At 71.2% G+C, this 19,243-nt stretch carries 13 protein-coding genes; 6 read left to right on the top strand and 7 right to left on the bottom strand.

The genetic code is table 11. The features are described from left to right. Positions 1–73: 73 nt before the first annotated feature. From ABD784_RS03685 to ABD784_RS03670, 4 genes are all read right to left on the bottom strand, one after another. Positions 74–907, bottom strand: coding sequence for a MetQ/NlpA family ABC transporter substrate-binding protein (locus ABD784_RS03685; RefSeq protein ID WP_344880091.1), 834 nt, complete (start codon positions 905–907; stop codon positions 74–76). 126 nt (positions 908–1,033) lie between these two features. Beyond that, entirely contained in the window at positions 1,034–1,714 is a 681-nt protein-coding gene (locus ABD784_RS03680) for a methionine ABC transporter permease (protein ID WP_344880088.1), read from the bottom strand. Between the two features lie 2 nt (positions 1,715–1,716). Continuing rightward, the gene (locus ABD784_RS03675) at positions 1,717–2,706 is read right to left on the bottom strand and encodes a methionine ABC transporter ATP-binding protein (RefSeq protein WP_344880085.1); all 990 of its coding nucleotides are present in this window, start codon (positions 2,704–2,706) and stop codon (positions 1,717–1,719) included. 167 nt (positions 2,707–2,873) lie between these two features. Continuing rightward, the gene (locus tag ABD784_RS03670; protein ID WP_344880082.1) at positions 2,874–3,596 is read right to left on the bottom strand and encodes a 3'-5' exonuclease; all 723 of its coding nucleotides are present in this window, start codon (positions 3,594–3,596) and stop codon (positions 2,874–2,876) included. A gap of 81 nt (positions 3,597–3,677) precedes the next feature. Between ABD784_RS03670 and ABD784_RS03665 the strand changes: the two genes are divergently transcribed. From ABD784_RS03665 to ABD784_RS03655, 3 genes are all read left to right on the top strand, one after another. Further along, a complete protein-coding gene (locus tag ABD784_RS03665; RefSeq protein WP_344880079.1) occupies positions 3,678–4,055 on the top strand; it encodes an MGMT family protein in 378 nt (125 codons plus the stop codon). 71 nt (positions 4,056–4,126) lie between these two features. Beyond that, positions 4,127–7,474, top strand: coding sequence for an ATP-dependent helicase (locus tag ABD784_RS03660; protein WP_344880076.1), 3,348 nt, complete (start codon positions 4,127–4,129; stop codon positions 7,472–7,474). Next, positions 7,471–10,881 (top strand): ATP-dependent DNA helicase, encoded by a 3,411-nt coding sequence (locus tag ABD784_RS03655; RefSeq protein WP_344880073.1) that lies wholly within the window; start codon positions 7,471–7,473, stop codon positions 10,879–10,881. The genes ABD784_RS03660 and ABD784_RS03655 overlap by 4 nt, the downstream gene beginning before the upstream one ends. Before the next feature lie 76 nt (positions 10,882–10,957). On the opposite strand, the gene ABD784_RS03650 is transcribed toward ABD784_RS03655, so the two are convergent. Continuing rightward, the gene (locus ABD784_RS03650) at positions 10,958–12,310 is read right to left on the bottom strand and encodes a phosphotransferase (protein WP_425582914.1); all 1,353 of its coding nucleotides are present in this window, start codon (positions 12,308–12,310) and stop codon (positions 10,958–10,960) included. 177 nt (positions 12,311–12,487) lie between these two features. On the opposite strand from ABD784_RS03650, the gene nudC reads away from it, so the two are divergent. Beyond that, on the top strand, positions 12,488–13,561 hold the full coding sequence (gene nudC / locus ABD784_RS03645; RefSeq protein ID WP_344880067.1) for an NAD(+) diphosphatase: 1,074 nt from the start codon (positions 12,488–12,490) through the stop codon (positions 13,559–13,561). Next, positions 13,558–15,663, top strand: a complete 2,106-nt coding sequence (locus ABD784_RS03640; RefSeq protein WP_344880064.1) for an ATP-dependent DNA helicase UvrD2 — start codon at positions 13,558–13,560, stop codon at positions 15,661–15,663. Before nudC ends, ABD784_RS03640 begins: the two co-directional genes overlap by 4 nt. A 14-nt stretch (positions 15,664–15,677) precedes the next feature. On the opposite strand, the gene ABD784_RS03635 is transcribed toward ABD784_RS03640, so the two are convergent. Beyond that, positions 15,678–16,793 (bottom strand): hypothetical protein, encoded by a 1,116-nt coding sequence (locus ABD784_RS03635; RefSeq protein WP_344880061.1) that lies wholly within the window; start codon positions 16,791–16,793, stop codon positions 15,678–15,680. 159 nt (positions 16,794–16,952) lie between these two features. Between ABD784_RS03635 and ABD784_RS03630 the strand changes: the two genes are divergently transcribed. Then, entirely contained in the window at positions 16,953–17,639 is a 687-nt protein-coding gene (locus tag ABD784_RS03630; RefSeq protein WP_344880059.1) for a M48 metallopeptidase family protein, read from the top strand. Positions 17,640–17,661: 22 nt separating this feature from the next. Here the strand turns inward: ABD784_RS03630 and ABD784_RS03625 are convergent, their stop codons facing one another. Then, the gene (locus tag ABD784_RS03625) at positions 17,662–19,167 is read right to left on the bottom strand and encodes a zinc-dependent metalloprotease (RefSeq protein ID WP_344880056.1); all 1,506 of its coding nucleotides are present in this window, start codon (positions 19,165–19,167) and stop codon (positions 17,662–17,664) included. Positions 19,168–19,243 lie beyond the last annotated feature (76 nt).

The following is a 19,243-nucleotide window of genomic DNA, read 5'->3' as shown; positions in this document are numbered from 1 at the left end:
GCGGCCGGTCACCTTCGCTGAAGGTGACCGGCCGCCGTCGTTGTGCCCGGGGAAGGCGAGCGTGCTGCCGTGACTACTCGGTCGGCATGACGTCCCCGTTGGGCCAGGACTCCTCGATGAACTGCTTCACCTCGTCGGACTGCATGAGCTCCTCGAGCTTCTCGATCGCCGGGGTGCTCTCGCCCGCGCGCCACGCGAGGAAGTTGGCATAGGGGTTCTTCGCCGTGACGTCCTCCACGAGGAGCGCGTCCTCGGTGCTCATGCCGGCCTCGAGGATGTAGTTGCCGTTGACGATCGCGACGTCGACCTGCGGGTCCTGGACCTGCTGGACGAGGACCTCGGGCTGGTTCTCCTCGAACTCCAGGCCCTTCGGGTTCTGCTCCTCGGTGAGGGACAGTGCCGTCGTGTCGTCCTCGATGTTCTCGAGCAGGCCGCCCTTCTCCAGCAGCTTCAGCGCGCGCAGCTGGTTGGAGGGGTCGTTGGTGATGGCGACCATCCCGCCGTCGGGGATCTCCTCGACGGAGCCGTGCTGCGAGAACGCGGCATAGGGCTCGATGTGGATGCCGGCGCCGTGCTCGAACTCGTAGCCCTTGGTCGCCACCTGGTCCTCGAACCAGGGGAGGTGCTGGTAGTAGTTGACGTCGATGCTGCCCTCGGCGAGGGCGATGTTCGGCGTCTGGTAGTCGTCGAACTCCTGGACCTCGATGTCGATCCCCGCCTCCGGGGCGAGGTTCTGGTCGACGTACTCGAGGATCTTGGCGTGCGGGACGGGCATGGCGCCGACGGTCACGACCACCGGATCCTCCGGGTTCGGGGTCTCCGCGCTGGGGGTGGACGAGCCACCGCAAGCCGTCAGCGCGAGGAGAGCGACCGCACCGGTCGCTGCGAGTGAGAGCTTGTGACGCATGGGAACGCATCCTTTTCGGGTCCGGCCCGCCCCGGGCGGCGGGGAGGGCAAGTGGTGCGACCGGCGGCTACCAGTCGCAGTCCGCCGCGCAGGGCGGCGGGGATCTGTGGGGGCGGGGGCCTGTGGCTAGCGGTGGTCCACGCGGCGGCTCAGCCAGTCGCCCACGACCTGGATCAGCTGGACGAGGATCACCATGACCGCGATGGTGACGATCATGACCGCGACGTCGTACCGCTGGTAGCCGTAGTTGTAGGCGAGGCGGCCGAGGCCGCCGCCGCCGATCAGGCCGGCCATCGCCGAGTAGCCGACGAGCATGACGAGGGTCGTCGTGACGCCGGAGACGATCGACGGCATCGCCTCCGGCAGCATGACCTTGCGGATGACCTGCCGGCGGCTCGACCCCATGACCAGGGCCGCATCGATCTTGCCGCCCTGGATGTCGCGCAGGGACGTCTCGACGAGCCGGGCGAAGAACGGGGCGGTGGCGATGGTGAGCGAGACGCAGGCCGCGACCGGGCCGATCGACGTGCCGACGATGAAGCGCGTGAAGGGGATCAGGGCGAGCATCAGGATCGCGTAGGGGATGGAGCGGGTGATGTTCACGACGACCCCGGACAGGACGGCGTTGAGCGGGCGCATGGGCGCGAGGCCGCCCGGCGCGGTCACGTGCAGGATGATGCCGAGCGGGACGCCGATGAGCACTGTCGCGACACCGGAGATGATGACCATCTGCAGCGTCTCCATCACCGCCTCGGGCAGCGCGCGGGTGATGCCGGGGTTCTCGAAGAGCGAGTTCAACCAGTCCATGTTCAGGCCTCCTTCACCGAGACAGCGACGCCGATGGCACCGAGGTGTGTTTTGATCGCTTCGATGTCGGCGTCGGTCGGCAGGTGGATGCGCAGGTGCGCGAACTGCGTGCCGCCGAGATGCTCGACCGATCCCGCGAGGACGTTGACGTCGACGCCGAACCTTCGGGTGAGACTCGAGATGACCGGTTCGACGGCCTGGTCGCCGGAGTAGAGCAGCTCCAGGATGAAGCCGGCCGGGATGGCGTCCGGTGCGTCTCCGGGCAGCGGCAGCAGCGCCTGCGCGAGGCGCCCGTCGATGTCCGCGACGACCTCGGCGAGGCGTCCGTGCTCGACGATTCGCCCGGCCTCCAGCAGGGAGACGGAGTCGCAGGCGCGCTTCACCACGTTCATCTCGTGGGTGATGATCAGGACGGTGACGTTCAGACGGTCCCGGACGGCCTTGATCAGCGTCAGGATCTCGTCCGTCGTCGCGGGGTCGAGGGCCGACGTCGGCTCGTCGCAGAGCAGGACGTCGGGGTCCGTGGCGAGCGCCCGGGCGATGCCGACGCGCTGACGCTGCCCACCCGAGAGCTGTGAGGGGTAGGCGTCGGCGAAGCGGGCCAGACCGACGATCTGGAGCAGCTCGTCGACCTTCGCCCGGGTCTCGTCCTTCGGGGTCCCCACCAATTCGAGTGGATAGGCGATGTTCTGCGCCGTCGTCCTCGAATCGAACAGGTTGGCGTGCTGGAACACCATGCCGATCCGCCTGCGCGCCGTCAGCAGCTCCTTGTCCGAGATGCCGGAGAGATCGCGGCCGTCGAGGGAGACGGAGCCGGACGTGGGGCGGTCGAGCAGCGTCAGGCACCGCACGAGCGTGGACTTGCCTGCGCCGGAGTGTCCGATGATGCCGTGGATCTGCCCCTTGTCGACGCCGAGGGAGACGCCGTCGAGTGCGACGACCTCGCGGTCTCCTTGGCGGTAGACCTTGCGCAAATCGGTGATGGTGATCAAATGAACCTCAGGGGGTCGCTCGGCGGGGGTCGGCATCTATTGAAACACCCGGGGCACCGGTATCAGGACACGGCCGGTCACAGGCCGACATGAAAATACGGGCCTGTCGTTCCGAGTGTGCTAAACGACACGTCGGAGCCGCCGGCCGCTGGCCGGCCGGAGAGCTCTCAGAGCGCGGGTTTGTGCGGCCATGTGCCGTCGACGACCGCGAGGGGGTCCTTCCCCCGGAGGAACTGCTGGAAATCCTCCGCCCAGGCGAGGTGCCAGTTGATCTGGGCCGCGTGGAGCTCGAACGGCTCGATCTGAAGTTCCCGGTACCGGGCGGTCTGAGCATCGGCGACGCCGATGGTCGCAGCCGCATCGGCGAGCGATGTGTGCGCGTTGCTGAGGGGGACCCGGTAGAAGTCCGCCAGCGCGGAGAGCGTCCTCTTGCCCCGGCGGTACCGGTCGACGCGGCGGTCCAGCACCAGCGGATCGATCACGGGAGCCGGATCCAGCAACCCGTGTCCGTGCCGGGCGGCCTCCCGGTTGAGCACGGTGAAGTCGTAGCAGGCGTTGAAGGCGAGGACCGGCATCGTCGCGAAGAGGTCGGTCAGGTGAGCGGCGATCTCGCCGACGGCCTCCAGCGCCGGAAGACCCTCGGCGCGGGCCCGCTCGGTCGTGATCCCGTGGACCGCTGAGGCGGCCGCCGGGATCTCCACACCGGGGTCCACGAGCCATTCGCGGTGGTGCACGATCTCGCTGCGTCCGTTCACCACGATGACCGACGCGGTGACGATCCGCGCCGACTCCGGGTCCGTGCCGGTCGTCTCCAGGTCGAAGGCGGCGCGGGGCAGCTGGTGCCAGAGGACGGGACTGGCCGGTTCGGTGTACTCGGACTGCTCGATCATGCTTCAACGGTACCGGCAGGGACCCCTGCGATAGGACTCCGTCGCCGCAGCACCGCCGAGGCGGCCGCTACGCTGTCCGATGTGCACAGCCCACTGAACCTCGCGATCCACGAGCTCGTCGTGCTCGTTCCGGCCGGGACCGCGGTCTCCTACGGCGACGTCGCGGAACTGCTCGGGGCGGGCGGGCCCCGGCAGGTCGGACGAGCCATGGCGGGAAGCGAGGGCGAGGACCTCCCGTGGTGGCGCGTCGTCCGCGCCGACGGGTCCCTCCCGGCGGAACTGGCGGTCCGGGCACGGCCCCACTGGGTATCCGAGTCCACACCCGTGCGGGGCGCGGGGCCGGACCGCGTGCGCTTCCCCGACGCCAGATGGCAGCCCTCCGCCGAGGACTTCGCCCGGATCGACGCGCTCGCCGACCGGTTGCGGCCGAATGACCCCTGCGGCGGTGATCGTCCATGACGTCAATTCGTGGGCCGCACGTGATTCGATGAGGCCCTGGCCATCAGCACAGGGGACAGAGGAGGATCGGCATGGACGCGACTGAGGCGGAACCGGGCACCGCTGCGGAATCCCGTGCGGCGCGGACCGACGACCATGCGCTGCTGGCGCGGCTGTCGCCGGCCCAGGAGGCCGTCGCAGGCCTTCGGCGCGGACACGGGCCCGTCCTCGTCCTGGGGGCTCCGGGGACCGGCAAGACGACGGCCCTGCTCGCCGCCGTCGCGCGCCGTCTCGGGTATCCCGTCGGCCGGGCCGACAGCGCGCGCCCGGAGACGGGGGCCGGGTCCGCGGCCGGTGGCGACGGAGACGCGCCCGCCGACCTCGCCCCCGGACAGCTGCTGGTGCTGACGTCGGCCCGGGCCCACGGGGCGCGCCTGCGGGACCGGCTCTCGGAGGCCGTGGACGTCACGTTCTCGGAGCCGGCGGTGCGCACGTGGTCCTCGTACGCCTTCGACCTGATCCGGCGTGCTCGGCTCGGAGGCTTCCTGCCGCAGCTCCAACGGCCCCCGCGTCTGCTCACAGGACCCGAGCAGGACGCGCTGATCGGCCAGATCCTGAGCGGCCACGCCGACGGGGCACCGAGCGCCCCGCGCTGGCCGGAGGCGCTGGGCGAGGCCGTCGGGACCCGTGGCTTCCGCGGACAGCTCCGGGAGTTCTTCGACCGGCTCTCCGAGCACGGGCTCGAACCGGCTGATGTGCAGCAGCTCGGCCGGCGGCATCTCATCCCCGAATGGGAGGCGGCGGCCCAGGTCTACCAGGAGTACCGCGACCTGCTGGACCTCGGGAATGCCGAGGCCTTCGACCCGGCCGGGTTGATCAGCACCGCCGTCGCTCTCCTGGAGGAGCACCCGGAACTCCGCGAGACCGAGACCGCTCGGTTGCAGCTCATCGTCGTCGACGACCTCCAGGAGGCGAACCCCGCGCAGTACCGGCTGCTCGCGGCGCTCGGCCGGGGCCGGGACGTCCTGGCGTTCGCCGCACCGGATTCGGTCGTCCAGGGGTTCCGCGGCGCCCGCCCGGATTTCCTGGCCCGGATCGACTCATTCCTCGGCGTCCCTGACCACCCGGTCAGGCGGCTGGAACTCCACGAGTCCTTCCGCATGTCGTCGGCCGTCGGGGAGGCGTGGACGCGGGTCGTCCGCCGGATCCCGCTTTCGGCGGGGCGCGCCGGCCGGGAGGTCGGCACTCTGGAGACCAGTCCGAGCGGGGTCGCGGCCGCTCATCTCGTGGAGAGTCCCGTCCACGAACAGCGCTACGTCGCGCTCCGGATCCTGCAGGAGCACCTGATGAAGGGCAGATCGCTCAACGACATCGCCGTCATCGTCCGTCACGGCGGACTCGTGCGGGACGTCGCGCGACACCTCACCCAGCAAGGAGTGCCGGTCACCGTTCCTCCGGCCGAGGTTCCGCTCAAGGCCGAGCCCGCCGTCTGGCCGCTGGTCGCACTGCTGCAGCTCGCCCAAGGCGAGGACCCCGTCCCCGACCCAGAGCTGGCCGAGGAGCTCATGACCTCGCGTTTCGGCGGTGCGACGGCCCTCGACGTCCGTAGGCTGCGCCAGCGGCTCCGGGCCGCGGACCGCTCCGTGCCGCGGCGGAGCAGCAGCGAACTCCTCGGCGCGGTCTTCAGGGAGCCCGAACTCCTGACCGGAGTCGGGCGCGAGGCGAATGGAGCCCGGCGGCTCGTGCGGATGTTCACGGCACTGCGCACCCACCTCGAGGGCGAAGGCGCCAACGCCGAGACCGCCCTGTGGTCGCTCTGGCAGGCCTCCGGGCTCGAGCAGCCATGGCGCGAGTCGGCGCTCGCCGGCGGTAGCGCAGGACAACGAGCCGATCTCGACCTGGACGCCCTGCTGGCTCTGTTCCAGGCAGCCGAGCGGTACATCGACCAACTGCCGGGCGCCACCATCGCCCAGTTCGTGGACTACATCGAATCGCAGGACCTGCCGATGGATTCGCTCGCCGGCCGCGGGGGCGCAGCGGAGGCGGTGTCCGTCCTCACCCCTGCGGCGGCCGTCGGCCGGGAATGGGACCTGGTACTCATACCGGGTCTGCAGGAGGGAATCTGGCCCAACACCAGGCTCCGCGGCGAACTGCTCAGAACCGGGGCGCTCGCGGCGCTGGTCGAGGACGGGCCCGAGGCCATGAAGCAGCGCGACGCGGCGTCGCGGGTGCGCGCCGTGCGTGCCGATGAATTCCGGAGCTTCGCGGCAGCAGCCTCCCGCGCGCGTGAGCAACTCGTGTGCATCGCGGTCGCGTCGGAGGACGCCCAGCCATCCGCTCTCATCGATCTCGTCGATCCGCTGGAGGCGGAACGTCCGCTCACGACCGTTCCGCGACCGCACACTCTCTCGGGTCTGGTCGCCCACCTCCGGCGCACGGCCGAGGCCGGCAGCGCCGCAGGGGAGACCGCTGGCTCGGCGTCCAGCGGAGCCCTCCAGGCCGCTGACGGGACCGACCCCGCCGTCGGAGGGGACGCCGCCGTCGTGCTGGGCGGCCTCGCCCACTCGGCCGTCCGCGGGGCCCACCCGGATAGCTGGTGGGGCCTCGTCCCGCCCACGACCACTGGTCCGGCGGCCCCGCCGGACCGGGTCCCCGCAGTGTCGCCCTCGCGGGTGCAGGCCGTGCTGGAATCACCGCTGAACTGGTTCGTCCAGGCCGCAGGCGGGGAGGCCGCGGTCGACTTCGCCCGCAGTCTCGGCACGCTCGTGCACTCGATCGCAGAGCAGCTGCCGGAGGCTACGGGCGAGCAGTACAAAGCGGAGCTGGAGCGACGGTGGCCGGACCTCGACCTGCCCCCGGGCTGGGAGACGGAGAAGGACCGGGACCGTGCCGAGGAGATGCTCCGCAAGCTGGCCCTCTACGGCATCGAGATGCGAAAGAGCGGACGGCGGCTCGTCGGCCAGGAGGTCCCAATCGACGTGGTCGTGGGGCAGGACGGCCGGCAGGCGCGCATCAAGGGTGTCATCGACCGGGTCGAGGTCGGTGACGACGGGCGGCCCTACGTCGTGGACCTCAAGACCGGCAAGTCGAAACCGACCCAGGAGGAGGTCCAGCAGCATCCGCAGCTCGGCACGTACCAGGCCGCCGTGCTCGCCGGAGCGCTCGGGGACCGCGTTCCGTCAAGCGTCCTGCCCCGCCCCGCAGGTGCGGCCCTGGTCCAGCTCGGGGACGGGACGAAGACTGCCAAACCGCAGGAGCAGCAGCCGATCCACGACCCGGACGAGGACTGGGCCACCCCTCTGGTGCTCGAGGCCGCCGGCCTGATGGGGGCCGCGGATTTCATAGCTCGGCACGATCCCTCCAAGGGGCGTTCCGTCCCCTGCAGGCTCCCGGGCGTCTGCCCGCTGTGCAACGAAGGAAAGCAGGTGACCCAGCCGTGATCACGTCGATGCGTTTCACCCCGGAGGACTTGGCGGACAAGCTCGGACAGTTCCGGCCGACGGAGCAGCAATCGGCGATCATCTCCTCGCCCCTGGAGCCGATGCTGGTCATCGCCGGCGCGGGGTCCGGCAAGACAGCGACCATGGCCGACCGGGTGGTGTGGCTCGTCGCCAACGGCCTCGTCAGGCCCGACGAGATCCTGGGAGTCACCTTCACGCGCAAAGCCGCCGGAGAGCTCGCGCACCGCATCCGCGTCCAGCTCATGCGGCTCGCCGAGCACGGCCTCATCGAGGGAGAACTCGACGAGCTGGGCGAGCCGAGCGTGTCGACGTACCACTCCTACGCGAACTCCCTCGTCGCCGACCATGGAATGCGCATCGGCATCGAACCCGATGCGGAGCTCCTCGGCTCCGCCCAGACCTGGCAGCTCGCCGACCGCATCGTCCAGGAGTACGACGGCGACCCCGCCGAACTGCAGGCGGCCCGTTCGACGCTGACCGATGCTGTCGTCCACTTCGCCTCCGAATGCGCCGAGCACCTCGTCTCGCCCAGCGACGCGACCGCCTTTGTCGCGGCGGAGGCGGCTCGACTCGACGCGCTGCCGTATATCGCGGACAAGGAGAAGCCCCGCGCCCAGGCCGCAGAGAAGATCGTCGGCATGCTGCGCACCCGGGCCGCCGTCGCCCAGCTCGCCACCCGCTACGCGGAAGCCAAGCGCGAGCGTTCCGTGCTCGACTACGGCGACCTCGTCGCCCTCGCCGCCAGAATCGCGCGAGACGTCCCGGCGGCGCGCGAGGAGGAGCGAGCCAGATTCAAGGTCGTCCTCCTTGACGAGTTCCAGGACACCTCGCATGCCCAGATGGTCCTGTTCTCGTCCCTCTTCGGGGACGGCCACGCCGTCACAGCCGTGGGAGACCCGAACCAGTCGATCTACGGCTTCCGGGGGGCCTCGGCAGGGCAGCTCTTCCGCTTCCCCCAGGAGTTCCCCAAGGTCACCGAGACGGGGAGGGAACCAGCCGCCGCCGCCCACCTCACCACGGCATGGCGGAACTCCGTACACATCCTCGAGGCAGCGAACGCCGTCTCCGCGCCACTCGTCGGGGACTCCGCGCGGGGTGGCACGGTCGGCGTGGAACCTCTCGTCCCGAGCCCTGTCGCCGAGGCCGGACGAGTCGAACTGGCACGGCTCGCCACCAGCGGAGAGGAGATGCGCTGGCTCGGCCGCCGCCTGCAGGAGGCCCGCGAGACGTTCCTGCGTGAGTCCGGTTCGCCGCCGACGTCAGCCGTCCTGTTCAGGCGCAGGGAGGAACTCGCCGAGATGGCCTCGGCCCTCGACGAACTCGGCATGGCGTACGAGATCGTCGGCCTCTCCGGACTGCTGGCACTTCCGGAGATCGTCGACATGGTGGCGACTCTGCGCATTCTCGTGGACCCCAATCGGTCCGACGCGTTGCTGCGCCTGCTCGCCGGGGCACGCTGGAGGCTCGGCCCAGCCGATCTGCTCGCCTTCTCCGAGTGGGCGCAGGCCCTCGCCTGGCGCCGACAGCGCGCACTCGCGGCTCCCGAGAACGGCGGGGAGGACACAGCAGGCCAATCGGCCGCCGGCGCGGATCCATTGCACGCACCGCAGGAGATCACCGACATGGCGAGCCTCGTCGAGGCGCTCGACGAGCTCCCGCCCCCGGGATGGACCAGCCGGAACGGCCGCAGTCTGACCGTCGCGGCCCGCGAGCGGCTCGGCCGTCTCCAGCACGAGGTCCGCTATCTCCGCACCTTCGTCGACGACGACCTGCTCAGCCTGCTGCACGAGGTCGAAAGAACCCTCGGGCTCGACATCGAGCTCGCCGCCAAGCCGGGGCACGACATCCACGCGGCTCGCCGCAACCTCGACGCGTTCGCGGATGTCGCCGCTACGTACCGTTCCACCACCGCAGGAACGTCGTTGACGGGGTTCCTGGCCTGGCTCGACGCCGCAGCGGAGCAGGAGGGCGGCCTGCCGATACCGCAGGCCGACGCGAACCCGCGTGCCGTCCAGCTCCTGACCATCCACGCCTCCAAGGGGCTCGAATGGGATGTCGTGGCCGTGGCCGGACTGAATGACACCGTCTTCCCCTCGACCCGCGACAACCGCTGGAGCAGTGGGCATCAAGCGCTGCCCTGGCCATTGCGCGGCGACCGGCACGATCTGCCCCAGTGGGACCTCGACCAGCCGGATCTCAAGTCGGTCCTCGAGGCCGAGAAAGACTTCAAGAGCAATGTCTCCGCCCACGCCGAGCTCGAGGAGCGGAGGCTGGCCTACGTCGCCCTGACCCGCGCACGGCATCTGCTCATCGCCACCTGCTCCGTCTGGTGCGGCAGTCGGAGCAAACCGGTCGCGGTGTCGCCCTTCCTGCAGGATCTGCTGCCGCTCGCCGAGGAGCCGACCCCGCGGGCCTCGATTCCGCTGTGGTGCGCCGACGAGGAGGCGCCCACCGAGAATCCCTACCGAGCGGAGCCGCTCGAGGCCCTCTGGCCGTTCGACCCGCTCCAGGGACCTCGCGTCACGCGCGGGGGCGTGGAGCTGACGTCCCCGCCGTCCCGACGACCCGCCCTCGAAGGGGCCGCCGCGCTGGTCCGGGAGGTAGCGAGTGCGCTCGGGCAGGCCGCCGCAGGGCGCCGCAGCGAGACGCTCGCCGAAGTCGAGCACGTCGATCTCCGCCGGCGTCTCACCACGGACGAGGGGCGGGCCTGGCTCGCCGAAGCGGAACTCCTCCTCGAGAAGCAGCGCCGGGCCATGGCTCCGAAGGAGTACGAGCTTCCCCGACACGTGCGGGCATCCCTCTTCGTCGATCTGGCGAGCGAACGAGAAGCCGTGCTCGCCCAGCTCCGGCGCCCGGTCCCGCGACGCCCCGGCCTGGCAGCACGGAAGGGAACCGCCTTCCATGCGTGGGTCGAGGAGCGGTTCGGCAGCAGCGGCATGCTGGACATGGACGAATGGGCGGCAGCAGCGGATGCGCACATCGACGACGCATACGACCTCGAAGAGATGAAGGCGGCCTTCCTCGCCTCGGAATGGGCTGACCGCCAGCCCGTCGAGGTAGAGGTTCCGTTCGAGACGAACGTCGGCCCGGTCAATGTCCGCGGACGGATCGATGCCGTCTTCGCGGATCGCGATGAGGAGGGCGAGCTCCGCTGGACGCTCGTCGACTGGAAGACCGGTCGCGTGCCGACGGGCCGCGAGGCAGAGGCGAAGTCGATCCAGCTGGCTGTGTACCGGCTCGGCTGGGCGCGTCTGCACGGACTGGACATCGACCGGGTCGACGCGGCGTTCTTCTACGTCACGCAGGGCCGGACGCTGCGGCCGTCACGGCTTGCGTCGGAGAGCGAACTCGAGGAGCTCATCTCCTCGGCGTTCGGCAGCGACTGAGGAGAGCTCCGGGACCGGCCTCGGCCGGGCCCGGAGCGCCACTGCGCGGTCGGAACCGCCGGACGTCGACGGAGGGTCAGTCGTCCCGGTGCTTCGCGTGGATCTGGATGATGGGCATATCGGATGTCGCGGCCTCGGGCTCGGCAGCCTCGGCCGGAGATCCCGCGGCGGGCTCGGGCTCAGCCTCGGAGCCCGCCGGAGCCGCTGCTCCTGGCTTCGACTCGTCCTGGTCGGCGCCGGGACGCGGATGCTCCGCGCGCTCGGCCCCGGTGGGGGTGGAGTCCGCGGCTGCATCCATCGTCCTCCTCGTTCCCTGCCCGGCGGACACGTCCGGCTCTCGGTCCGGGGACGGGAGCTCGACGACGCGCGGCCCGGCCGGCGCCGAGGCGTCGGTGGAGGAGCCGGCTGGTGCCTCCGCCGGCCGCGCTCGCTCGTCGTCCGATGGACCGGAGTGGTGCGTCCCTGACTCTGCCTGCGAGGCGTCGTCCCCGGTGTACCGCGGCGGTTCGACCACGCTGATCGGCTGCCCGCCGTACTCGGCGATGTCCTGATCGAGATCGATGAGCATCTGCTCGGCGTCCTGCACCCGCTCCGGCTCACCGGTGGCGAGGGCCTTGGAGAGCCACTGGGCCAGTGCGAACTCGGCGGCCAGGGCGGCACGGCGCATGATGTGCGGATCGGACTTCTCGCCGCGTTCGGCGACGTACGCCTCGACTACGGCATCGCTGAACGACGGCTCGGACGCCGCGGCGAGCCATGCGAGGTCGTCGGCCGGATCGCCGATGCGGAGATCGGTCCACCCCGTCACGGCCGTGACCGCGGCTCCCTTGATCAGGAGATGGTCCTCGTGGAGGTCCCCGTGGACCACGGTCGGATTGAAACGCCAGAGGCCCACGTCCTCGAGCGCGTGCTCCCAGCGACGCAGCAGGCGGGCCGGGATCTTGCCGGTCGTGGCCGCCTGATCGAGCTCGTTCAATCGGCGCTGGCGGAACTGGTCCGCCGAGTACACGGGCAGATCGGCGCGGTCGACCACGTCCTCGGGCAAGCTGTGTACCGCCGCGATCGCGCGGCCGATGTTCGCGGCCGTCGCCCCTCCGGCGGCGATGAGCTCGTCCAGCGGCAGCGCGAACCCGTCCAGGTGGTTGTAGACGAAGGTGCGCAGCGGTCCCTGCCGGACGGTGCCCGCGATCGAGGGGATCCGGAAGGGAAGCGCGGCGCGCACCGCCGGGGTGAACGAGCGCAGTGCGGCGAGTTCGGTCTCGAGCCGCATGCTGGCCTCGTCGTGGCGTGGTGCGCGGATCCTCCACTGGTTGTTCTGCGAGTCCCGGACCAGCGCCGAATCGAAATCATCGGCATCGTCTGCCAGCGCGGCGACGCCGACCGGGGAGAGCCCCGGGACCGCGGCCGTCGCGATGGCGGCAAGTTCCATGGGAGAGCGTTTCACCCTTACACCGTAGTGTGCGCCGACGGCCGGGGCCCGCCGACGAGGGCGGCGAGTCGCCAATATTGGGCAAACGTACAGGTCGAGTCCCTAGTCGACTTGTCGTCTTCCACAGGCGGCAGGGACCGGCGCGAGGACGGCCGCGCGCCGAGTACGGTAGGACTCATGACTGCTGGTCCCCAACCATCCACCCCCGCGTTCCTGGCTCCCGGCGCGTCGGCCGCCGATCCCCTCGAGCGCCACTGCGCGGCGCGCGCCGCGGACGACTGGATGGAACGACTCGCGGGCGACGAGGCCACGCGCTATCTGGCCGTCTGGCCGCAGTCAGGCACGTTGGCGGTGCCGACGCGCCAGGATGCGTCGCACGGCTCCCGCCTGCTCCTCGCCGCCCAGGACCCGTACGACGGCCGCAGCCCGGCCGGCGCGGGACTGCTCAGGGTCTATCTCGGCGAGGCGAACCTCGCCGACGCCGTCAGTGCCGGGACGACGCCCCGGCATGTGATCGCCGTCGTGCCGCTCGCTCCGGCGCACCCGCAGTTCGATGGCGAGGCGCACGGCACGCCGCCAGCCCTCCCGGACGAGATGGGAACGACGGACGATGTGGTCTGGGCGGGGCTGCGCGGGCTCGCCGCCGAGCTCGGGCCCGCCGAGAACGAATTGGTCCTGGCGGCTACGGCCATCATCAACTGGCATCGCACCCACACCCACTGCCCTCGCTGCGGAACACCTACGTCGGTGACGCAGAGCGGGTGGGTGCGCGAGTGCCCCGCGGACGGAACGCAGCACTTCCCCCGCACCGACCCGGCCGTCATCGTCGCCGTCACCGATGCGGAGGACCGGTTGCTGCTGGGCGCCAACGCCGCGTGGGGTGGACGGCGCTACTCCACTCTGGCCGGCTTCGTCGAGCCGGGGGAGACGCTCGAAGCCGCCGTCGTCCGGGAGATCCAGGAGGAGGCCGGGATCAGGCTCCACAGCGTCCGGTACGCCGGATCGCAGTCCTGGCCCCTTCCGGCCTCGCTCATGCTCGCGTTTACGGCCAGCACGGACGATGTCGAGCCGACGCCCGACGGCGAGGAGATCGTCGACCTGCGGTGGTTCACGCGCCAGGAGCTGGGCGCAGCCGTCGAGTCCGAGGAAATCGGCGTCCCCACGAGAGCCTCCGTCGCGAGGAGTCTGGTGGAACTTTGGTACGGTGGGCCGTTGCCAGAACCGCGCCAGCCGGAGAACCAGAGCAAGTGAGCACCGACCACCCCATCCTCGACGGACTCGATGCTGAACAGCGCGCCGTGGCCACCAGTCTCGCCGGGCCCCTGTGCGTCCTGGCCGGGGCCGGAACCGGCAAGACCCGCGCCATCACCCACCGGATCGCCTATGGCGTCCAGACGGGCGCCTACCAGCCCAATCAGGTCCTGGCGGTCACGTTCACCGCCCGCGCCGCGGCCGAGATGCGCACCCGCCTACGCGACCTCGGGGCCCCCGGGGTCCAGGCCCGGACCTTCCACGCCGCCGCCCTGCGTCAACTGCAGTACTTCTGGCCCCAGTCCATCGGGGGACAGATGCCCGCGATCATCGACTACAAGGCGCAGATGGTGGCCGAGGCGGCCCGACGCCTCCGTATGAGCACCGACCGGGCCAGCATCCGAGACCTCGCCGCCGAGATCGAGTGGGCGAAGGTCTCCATGAACACGCCGGAGAACTACGTCGAGGCGGCCGCCGGGCGTGCGGACGTCGCCGGATTCGACCGGACGACCGTCGCCCGGATCTTCCAGGCCTACGAGGACGTCAAGACGGACCGGCACATGATCGACTTCGAGGATGTGCTGCTGCTGACCGTCGGCATCCTCGACACCGACGAGCGCATCGCCGCACAGATTCGCAGCCAGTACCGGCACTTCGTCGTGGACGAGTACCAGGACGTCTCCCCGCTGCAGCAACGGCTCCTGGACCTCTGGCTGGGAGACCGGAGAGAGCTGTGCGTCGTCGGCGACGCCAGCCAGACCATCTACTCCTTCACGGGCGCCACGCCGGCGCACCTGCTCGAGTTCACGAAGTCCTACCCCGAGGCGCCGGTCGTCAAGCTCGTCCGCGACTACCGGTCGACGCCGCAGGTCGTCGAACTCGCGAACCTGCTCCTCAACGGACGGAGGATCGAGGCCGGGGTGCCGGACCGGAACGTCGTCTGGCCGGAGCCCCTCGAGCTCGTCGCTCAGCGCGGGGACGGGCCGCAGCCCTCGTTCCACGAGCTCGCCGACGACGAGGCGGAGGGCGCCTACGTCGCCCAGCGGATCCGCAAGCTCATCGAGGAGGGGACCCAGCCCGCCGAGATCGCCATCCTCTACCGGACCAACGGCCAGTCGGAGACGTACGAGCAGGCGCTCGCGGCGGCGGGCATCGGCTACCAGCTGCGCGGAGGCGAGCGGTTCTTCCAGCGTCGCGAGGTCCGTGACGGAATCCTCCAGCTCCGTGCCGCCTCCCGCATGGACGCGGAGGGAAGCGTCGCCCAGCAGGTCAAGGACATCCTCTCCTCCCTCGGCTACAGCGAGACGGCCCCGGCGGCCTCCGGGGCCGTCCGCGAGCGCTGGGAGTCGCTCAGCGCGCTCGTCGCGCTGGCCGAGGAGCTCGAACGCACCAGGTCCGGACCTGAGCAGTCGTTCACGCTGATGGAGTTCGTCGCGGAGCTCGACGAGCGGGCGGCCGCGCAGCACGCCCCGACCGTCCAGGGGGTCACCCTCGCCTCCCTGCACTCGGCCAAGGGGCTCGAGTGGGACGCGGTGTTCCTGGTCGGGCTCAGCGACGGGTTGATGCCGATCTCCTTCGCGGACGACCAGGCAGGATACGACGAGGAGCGACGCCTCCTGTATGTCGGCATCACCCGCGCGCGGGTCCACCTTTCGCTGACGTGGTCGCTCTCCCGAACGCCCGGCGGCCGGGCCAGCCGCCGCGCCTCACGGTTCCTGGACCGGATCCGCCCGCGCGGCGAGGCCGAGGCGATCCCCGGGGCGAGGCCGGTCAAACGGCGCCGTCAGACTGGGCCGCCGACCTGTCGCGTGTGCGGAAGCCTGCTCTCGACTCCGGGGCAGCGCAAAGTGGGGCGTTGCAACGACTGCCCGGCCGGGTACGACGAGGCGGTGTTCGAGCGGTTGCGCGAATGGCGACGCGTCACTGCCTTGGACGCCGCGGTGCCCGCGTTCGTGATCTTCACCGACGCCACGCTCATCGCCATCGCCGAGCAGAATCCGCCGGACACCGCAGCCCTGTCCAGGATCCCCGGGGTCGGGCGGACGAAGCTCGAACGCTACGGGGCGGAGGTCCTCGAGATCCTGGCGGGCCAGGACGCCTGACGCGCCGCCGCCGATCAGGCGGCCGCCAGGCACAGGCAGCCGGGCCTGGGCGAGACATCGTCGTAGCGCAGGCCGCCCGTTGCCAGATCGACGCCGATGATCCGTGCCGCCGTGGCCGGCACGTTCACGGCATCGACCGCCATCAGCACGTGCATCGCGGCCAGGCTGCCGACCGTGGAGGCGAGGGTCAGCTCGAGCTCGGTGGGGCGGGGCAGGCCCGGCAGCGCAGACCGCTCCGCCTGCAGCCGCGCCGACGCCCGGTCCCCGCACTCGAGGCACGGCGTCAGGCCGGGGACGTGCAAGGGTCCGACGGTCGCCACCGCATCGCCGTGCTCGAGCGGCAGCACGAGCCATGGCCCGGTGGACTCGGCCGCGGCCGGATCGTCCGCCGGCCGGCACTCGCGCCGGCCGGAGGGAAGCAGGACGACCGTGGTGCTCTCGGGGTCGATGTCCGGCATCTCGGCGCACAGCCGGGCATCGGGATGGCGGGAGGCGAGGGAGCGGAGCAGCTCGGAGCCACGCGGCCGACCGACCCGGTGCGGGCCCAACAGCCCGGTGAGCGTGTCCGGCGGGGCCACCGCATCCGTGTCGCGGACGACCAGCGTGCCGATGCCCGCCGCGAGGAGCAGATCCGCGGCGTACTGCGCGGCCCGAGGCGCGCCGTCCAGGACGACGACGGCCTCCGCCCGCCGCTGGAGCCCGCCGCCCGCGTGCTGATCGTAGGCGAGCGACCAGTGCGAGACGTCCGGGGCGAGCGCCAAGCGCCGGCCCGTGCGCTCCGGGCGGGCCGGGATCGGGACGAGGGCAGGGGTCAGCAGGGAATCGAGCTCGAGGCAGCGCTCGCGCGGCGGGTACCCGGGCTCCGCCGGGATCGGAGGCGCAGCGCGCGATATCCGCCGGGCGAGGGCGAGGATGTAGGCGTGGTCGGCGGCATCGACGCCCTCGAGTTCGAGACCTGTCCGCCCGCCCCCGATCAGGAGGCGATCGCCCACGAGTTGGAGGGAGAATCCGGGGTTGATGCAGCGCCGCGGCGGATGCTGCATCCCGAGGGGGGAACCTGCGAGGCCGGACGGTGCCGGCCGCGACGGGTCCGGCCGGGAAGTCGGTGCGGGGAACGCTTTGAAGCTCATGTCGGCATCGTCGCATGGCTCACACCGGGCGCGTGGCGTTATCCACAACCGGCTGACGAGATGCCGGCGCCCGACGTGCACGGCGGTAGATTCTCAACTGTCGAGAGCACCGGGCGGCCCGCGGCGGAGCGCCCGGGGGAGGAACGAGGAGGACGGACCATGGCCCTACAGGTCATCCGCGAGTACCGGAGCGACGACGGCACGCCCGTCCGCATCGTGGCGTCGACCCGACGGAACAAGTCCGTGGCGGCAAAGTGGAGCGGCGCCGCCATCGAGGTCACGGTGCCGGCCTGGATGAGCGAGGACGTGCAGGCGCGGCACGTCGACTCCCTGCTGCGGCGCATGCGCTCCAAACGCGGCCAGGCGGCCCATCGTCGCAGCGACCAGGGGCTGCTCCAGCGGGCCCGACGGCTCGACGTCGAATACCTGAACGGGCAGGCACGGCCCGAGGTCGTCCGCTGGGTGACGAACCAGAACTCACGCTGGGCCTCGGCGACGCGCGCGCACCAGTCGATCCGGGTCTCGCATCGCCTCAAGGGCGTCCCCGACTACGTGCTGGACGCGGTGCTCGTCCACGAGCTCTCCCATCTGATCGCGACCGACGGGCACGGCCCGCAGTTCCGGGCGCTCGAGCGGCGCTACCCCCGACTCGACGAGGCCAACGCCTTTCTCGCCGGGGCGAGCTTCGCGTGGAGAACGACCCCCGAGGGCGGCTCCTCCGGCCTCGACGACGACGCCGACGACGGCCGCCCCGACGACGGTGGCGAGCCGGCGGAGGCGGCCGACGGGCAGGGACCGAGCGGGCGCCGCGACGCCGATGGGCTGGACCTCACCGGCTGGATCTAGAGTCGCCGGGGACCGGAGATCGCTACCGGTTGTCCCGGTCCTCGCCCGCGCCGTCGCCCTCGCCGGGGCCGCCCGGCCGATCCTCGCCGCTCCCGGCGCTGCTGGAGTTGCCGCTGTCGGTCTCCGTCTCGTCCGCGGGCTCATCGAAGCCGCCCGCCAGCAGTTTGGTCAGTGCCTCGTCGATCTCGCTGTCCGCAGCCTCGGCGAGCCGTCGGCGCTCTGTGAAGCCCTGCGGATCGTCGAGATCCTCCGAGGTGGGCATCAGATCGGGGTGGGCCCAGACCTCGTCCCGGCCCTCGAAGCCGCGCTCCTCGCGCATGACCCGCCAGAACTCGGCCGCGTCCCGCAGCCGGCGCGGCCGCAGCTCGAGCCCCACGAGCGAGGCGAACGCCTGCTCTGCGGGACCGCCGGTGGCGCGACGGCGGCGCAGCATCTCGCGCAGGGCCGGGGCCGAGGGGAGATTGACGGAGGCCTCCGCCACGACGTCGTCCACCCAGCCCTCGACGAGGGCGAGAGCCGTCTCGAGCTTGGCCAGTGCGCTGTCCTGCTGCGGGGTCCGCTGGGGCGTGAACAGCCCTTCGCCCGCGATGCTCTGGAGCGACTCGGGCTGCATCGGGTCGATGTCCCGCATCGCCTCCTCGACCCGCGACATATCGATGTGGATGCCCCGTGCATACGCCTCGATGGCGCCGAGCACATGGGCACGGAGCCACGGGACCCGTGCGAACAGTCGCAGGTGGGCCGCCTCCCGCAGCGCGATGAAGAGGAGGATCTCCTGTTCCGGCGCATCGAGGTCCGCACCGAACTCCTTGACGTTCTGCGGCAGCAGCAGCGGCCGCTGGCCCGCGAGCGGGAGGCCGATGTCCGTCCCGCCGAAGACGTCCTTGGCCAGTCCTCCGACGGCGGTGCCCAGCTGCATCCCGAACAGGGCGCCGCCGAGGTTCCGGAACATGCCCTGCGCGCCGGCGAGCATCGCCTTGGCCTCCTCGGGCACCTGCTCCTGCATCGCCGCTGTCATCGCCTTCGACATCGACTCGGCCACGTCCGCCGTGAGGACCTTCCACGTGTCCATCGTGGCGGCGATCCACTCGGCCCGGGACACCGCCTCGAGGTCGGCCGCAACGCCGTCGAAGGCCGTCGCCCGGTCGAGCCACAGCCCGGCCAGATGGCCGGCCTCGCGGGCGGCCTGCTTGAGCTGGTCGGACACGCTCGGGTCGTCGCCGGCGGCGGCCTGCCGTGCCGAGTCCTGGGCGAGCTTCCAGTTCACGGGCCCGCCGTCGCCGCTGGCCATGGCGCCCATGAGGGACTGCATCTGCCGGAACATCGCCTGCATGGCCTCGGGGTCGGCCTGCCCGCCCATCGCCTTCTTCAGCTCATCCGGCAGCTGGCTGGCGTCCATGCCGCGCGGGTCGAATCCGGGCACTCCGCCCTGCCCGCCGAACAGCTGCGAGAACATCTCGCTGAACGGGTCGCGGTCGCGGTCGTCGTCCGATCCGTCGGGACGCTGGTTCTCCGAGTTGTCTGCCATGCGTCAACCGTACTCCGCGGGCGGGTGCAGCGGACCTCCCCCGCGGCTCGGTTCGCTGACGGCAAATCCGATCCGC

This window comes from Zhihengliuella alba, assembly GCF_039538765.1.
GTDB classification, from domain to species: domain Bacteria; phylum Actinomycetota; class Actinomycetes; order Actinomycetales; family Micrococcaceae; genus Zhihengliuella; species Zhihengliuella alba.
Note: the sequence above shows the minus strand (reverse complement) of the source record. Positions and strands in the feature narration are given on the sequence as shown.

Bases quoted from the DNA above. Each gene is read 5' to 3' on its own strand.
- nudC (WP_344880067.1), top strand. From the start codon at position 12,488: ATGACTGCTGGTCCCCAACCATCCACCCCCGCGTTCCTGGCTCCCGGC.
- ABD784_RS03625 (WP_344880056.1), bottom strand. From the start codon at position 19,167: ATGGCAGACAACTCGGAGAACCAGCGTCCCGACGGATCGGACGACGAC.
- ABD784_RS03660 (WP_344880076.1), top strand. From the start codon at position 4,127: ATGGACGCGACTGAGGCGGAACCGGGCACCGCTGCGGAATCCCGTGCG.
- ABD784_RS03635 (WP_344880061.1), bottom strand. From the start codon at position 16,793: ATGAGCTTCAAAGCGTTCCCCGCACCGACTTCCCGGCCGGACCCGTCG.
- ABD784_RS03685 (WP_344880091.1), bottom strand. From the start codon at position 907: ATGCGTCACAAGCTCTCACTCGCAGCGACCGGTGCGGTCGCTCTCCTC.
- ABD784_RS03680 (WP_344880088.1), bottom strand. From the start codon at position 1,714: ATGGACTGGTTGAACTCGCTCTTCGAGAACCCCGGCATCACCCGCGCG.
- ABD784_RS03650 (WP_425582914.1), bottom strand. From the start codon at position 12,310: ATGGAACTTGCCGCCATCGCGACGGCCGCGGTCCCGGGGCTCTCCCCG.
- ABD784_RS03670 (WP_344880082.1), bottom strand. From the start codon at position 3,596: ATGATCGAGCAGTCCGAGTACACCGAACCGGCCAGTCCCGTCCTCTGG.
- ABD784_RS03630 (WP_344880059.1), top strand. From the start codon at position 16,953: ATGGCCCTACAGGTCATCCGCGAGTACCGGAGCGACGACGGCACGCCC.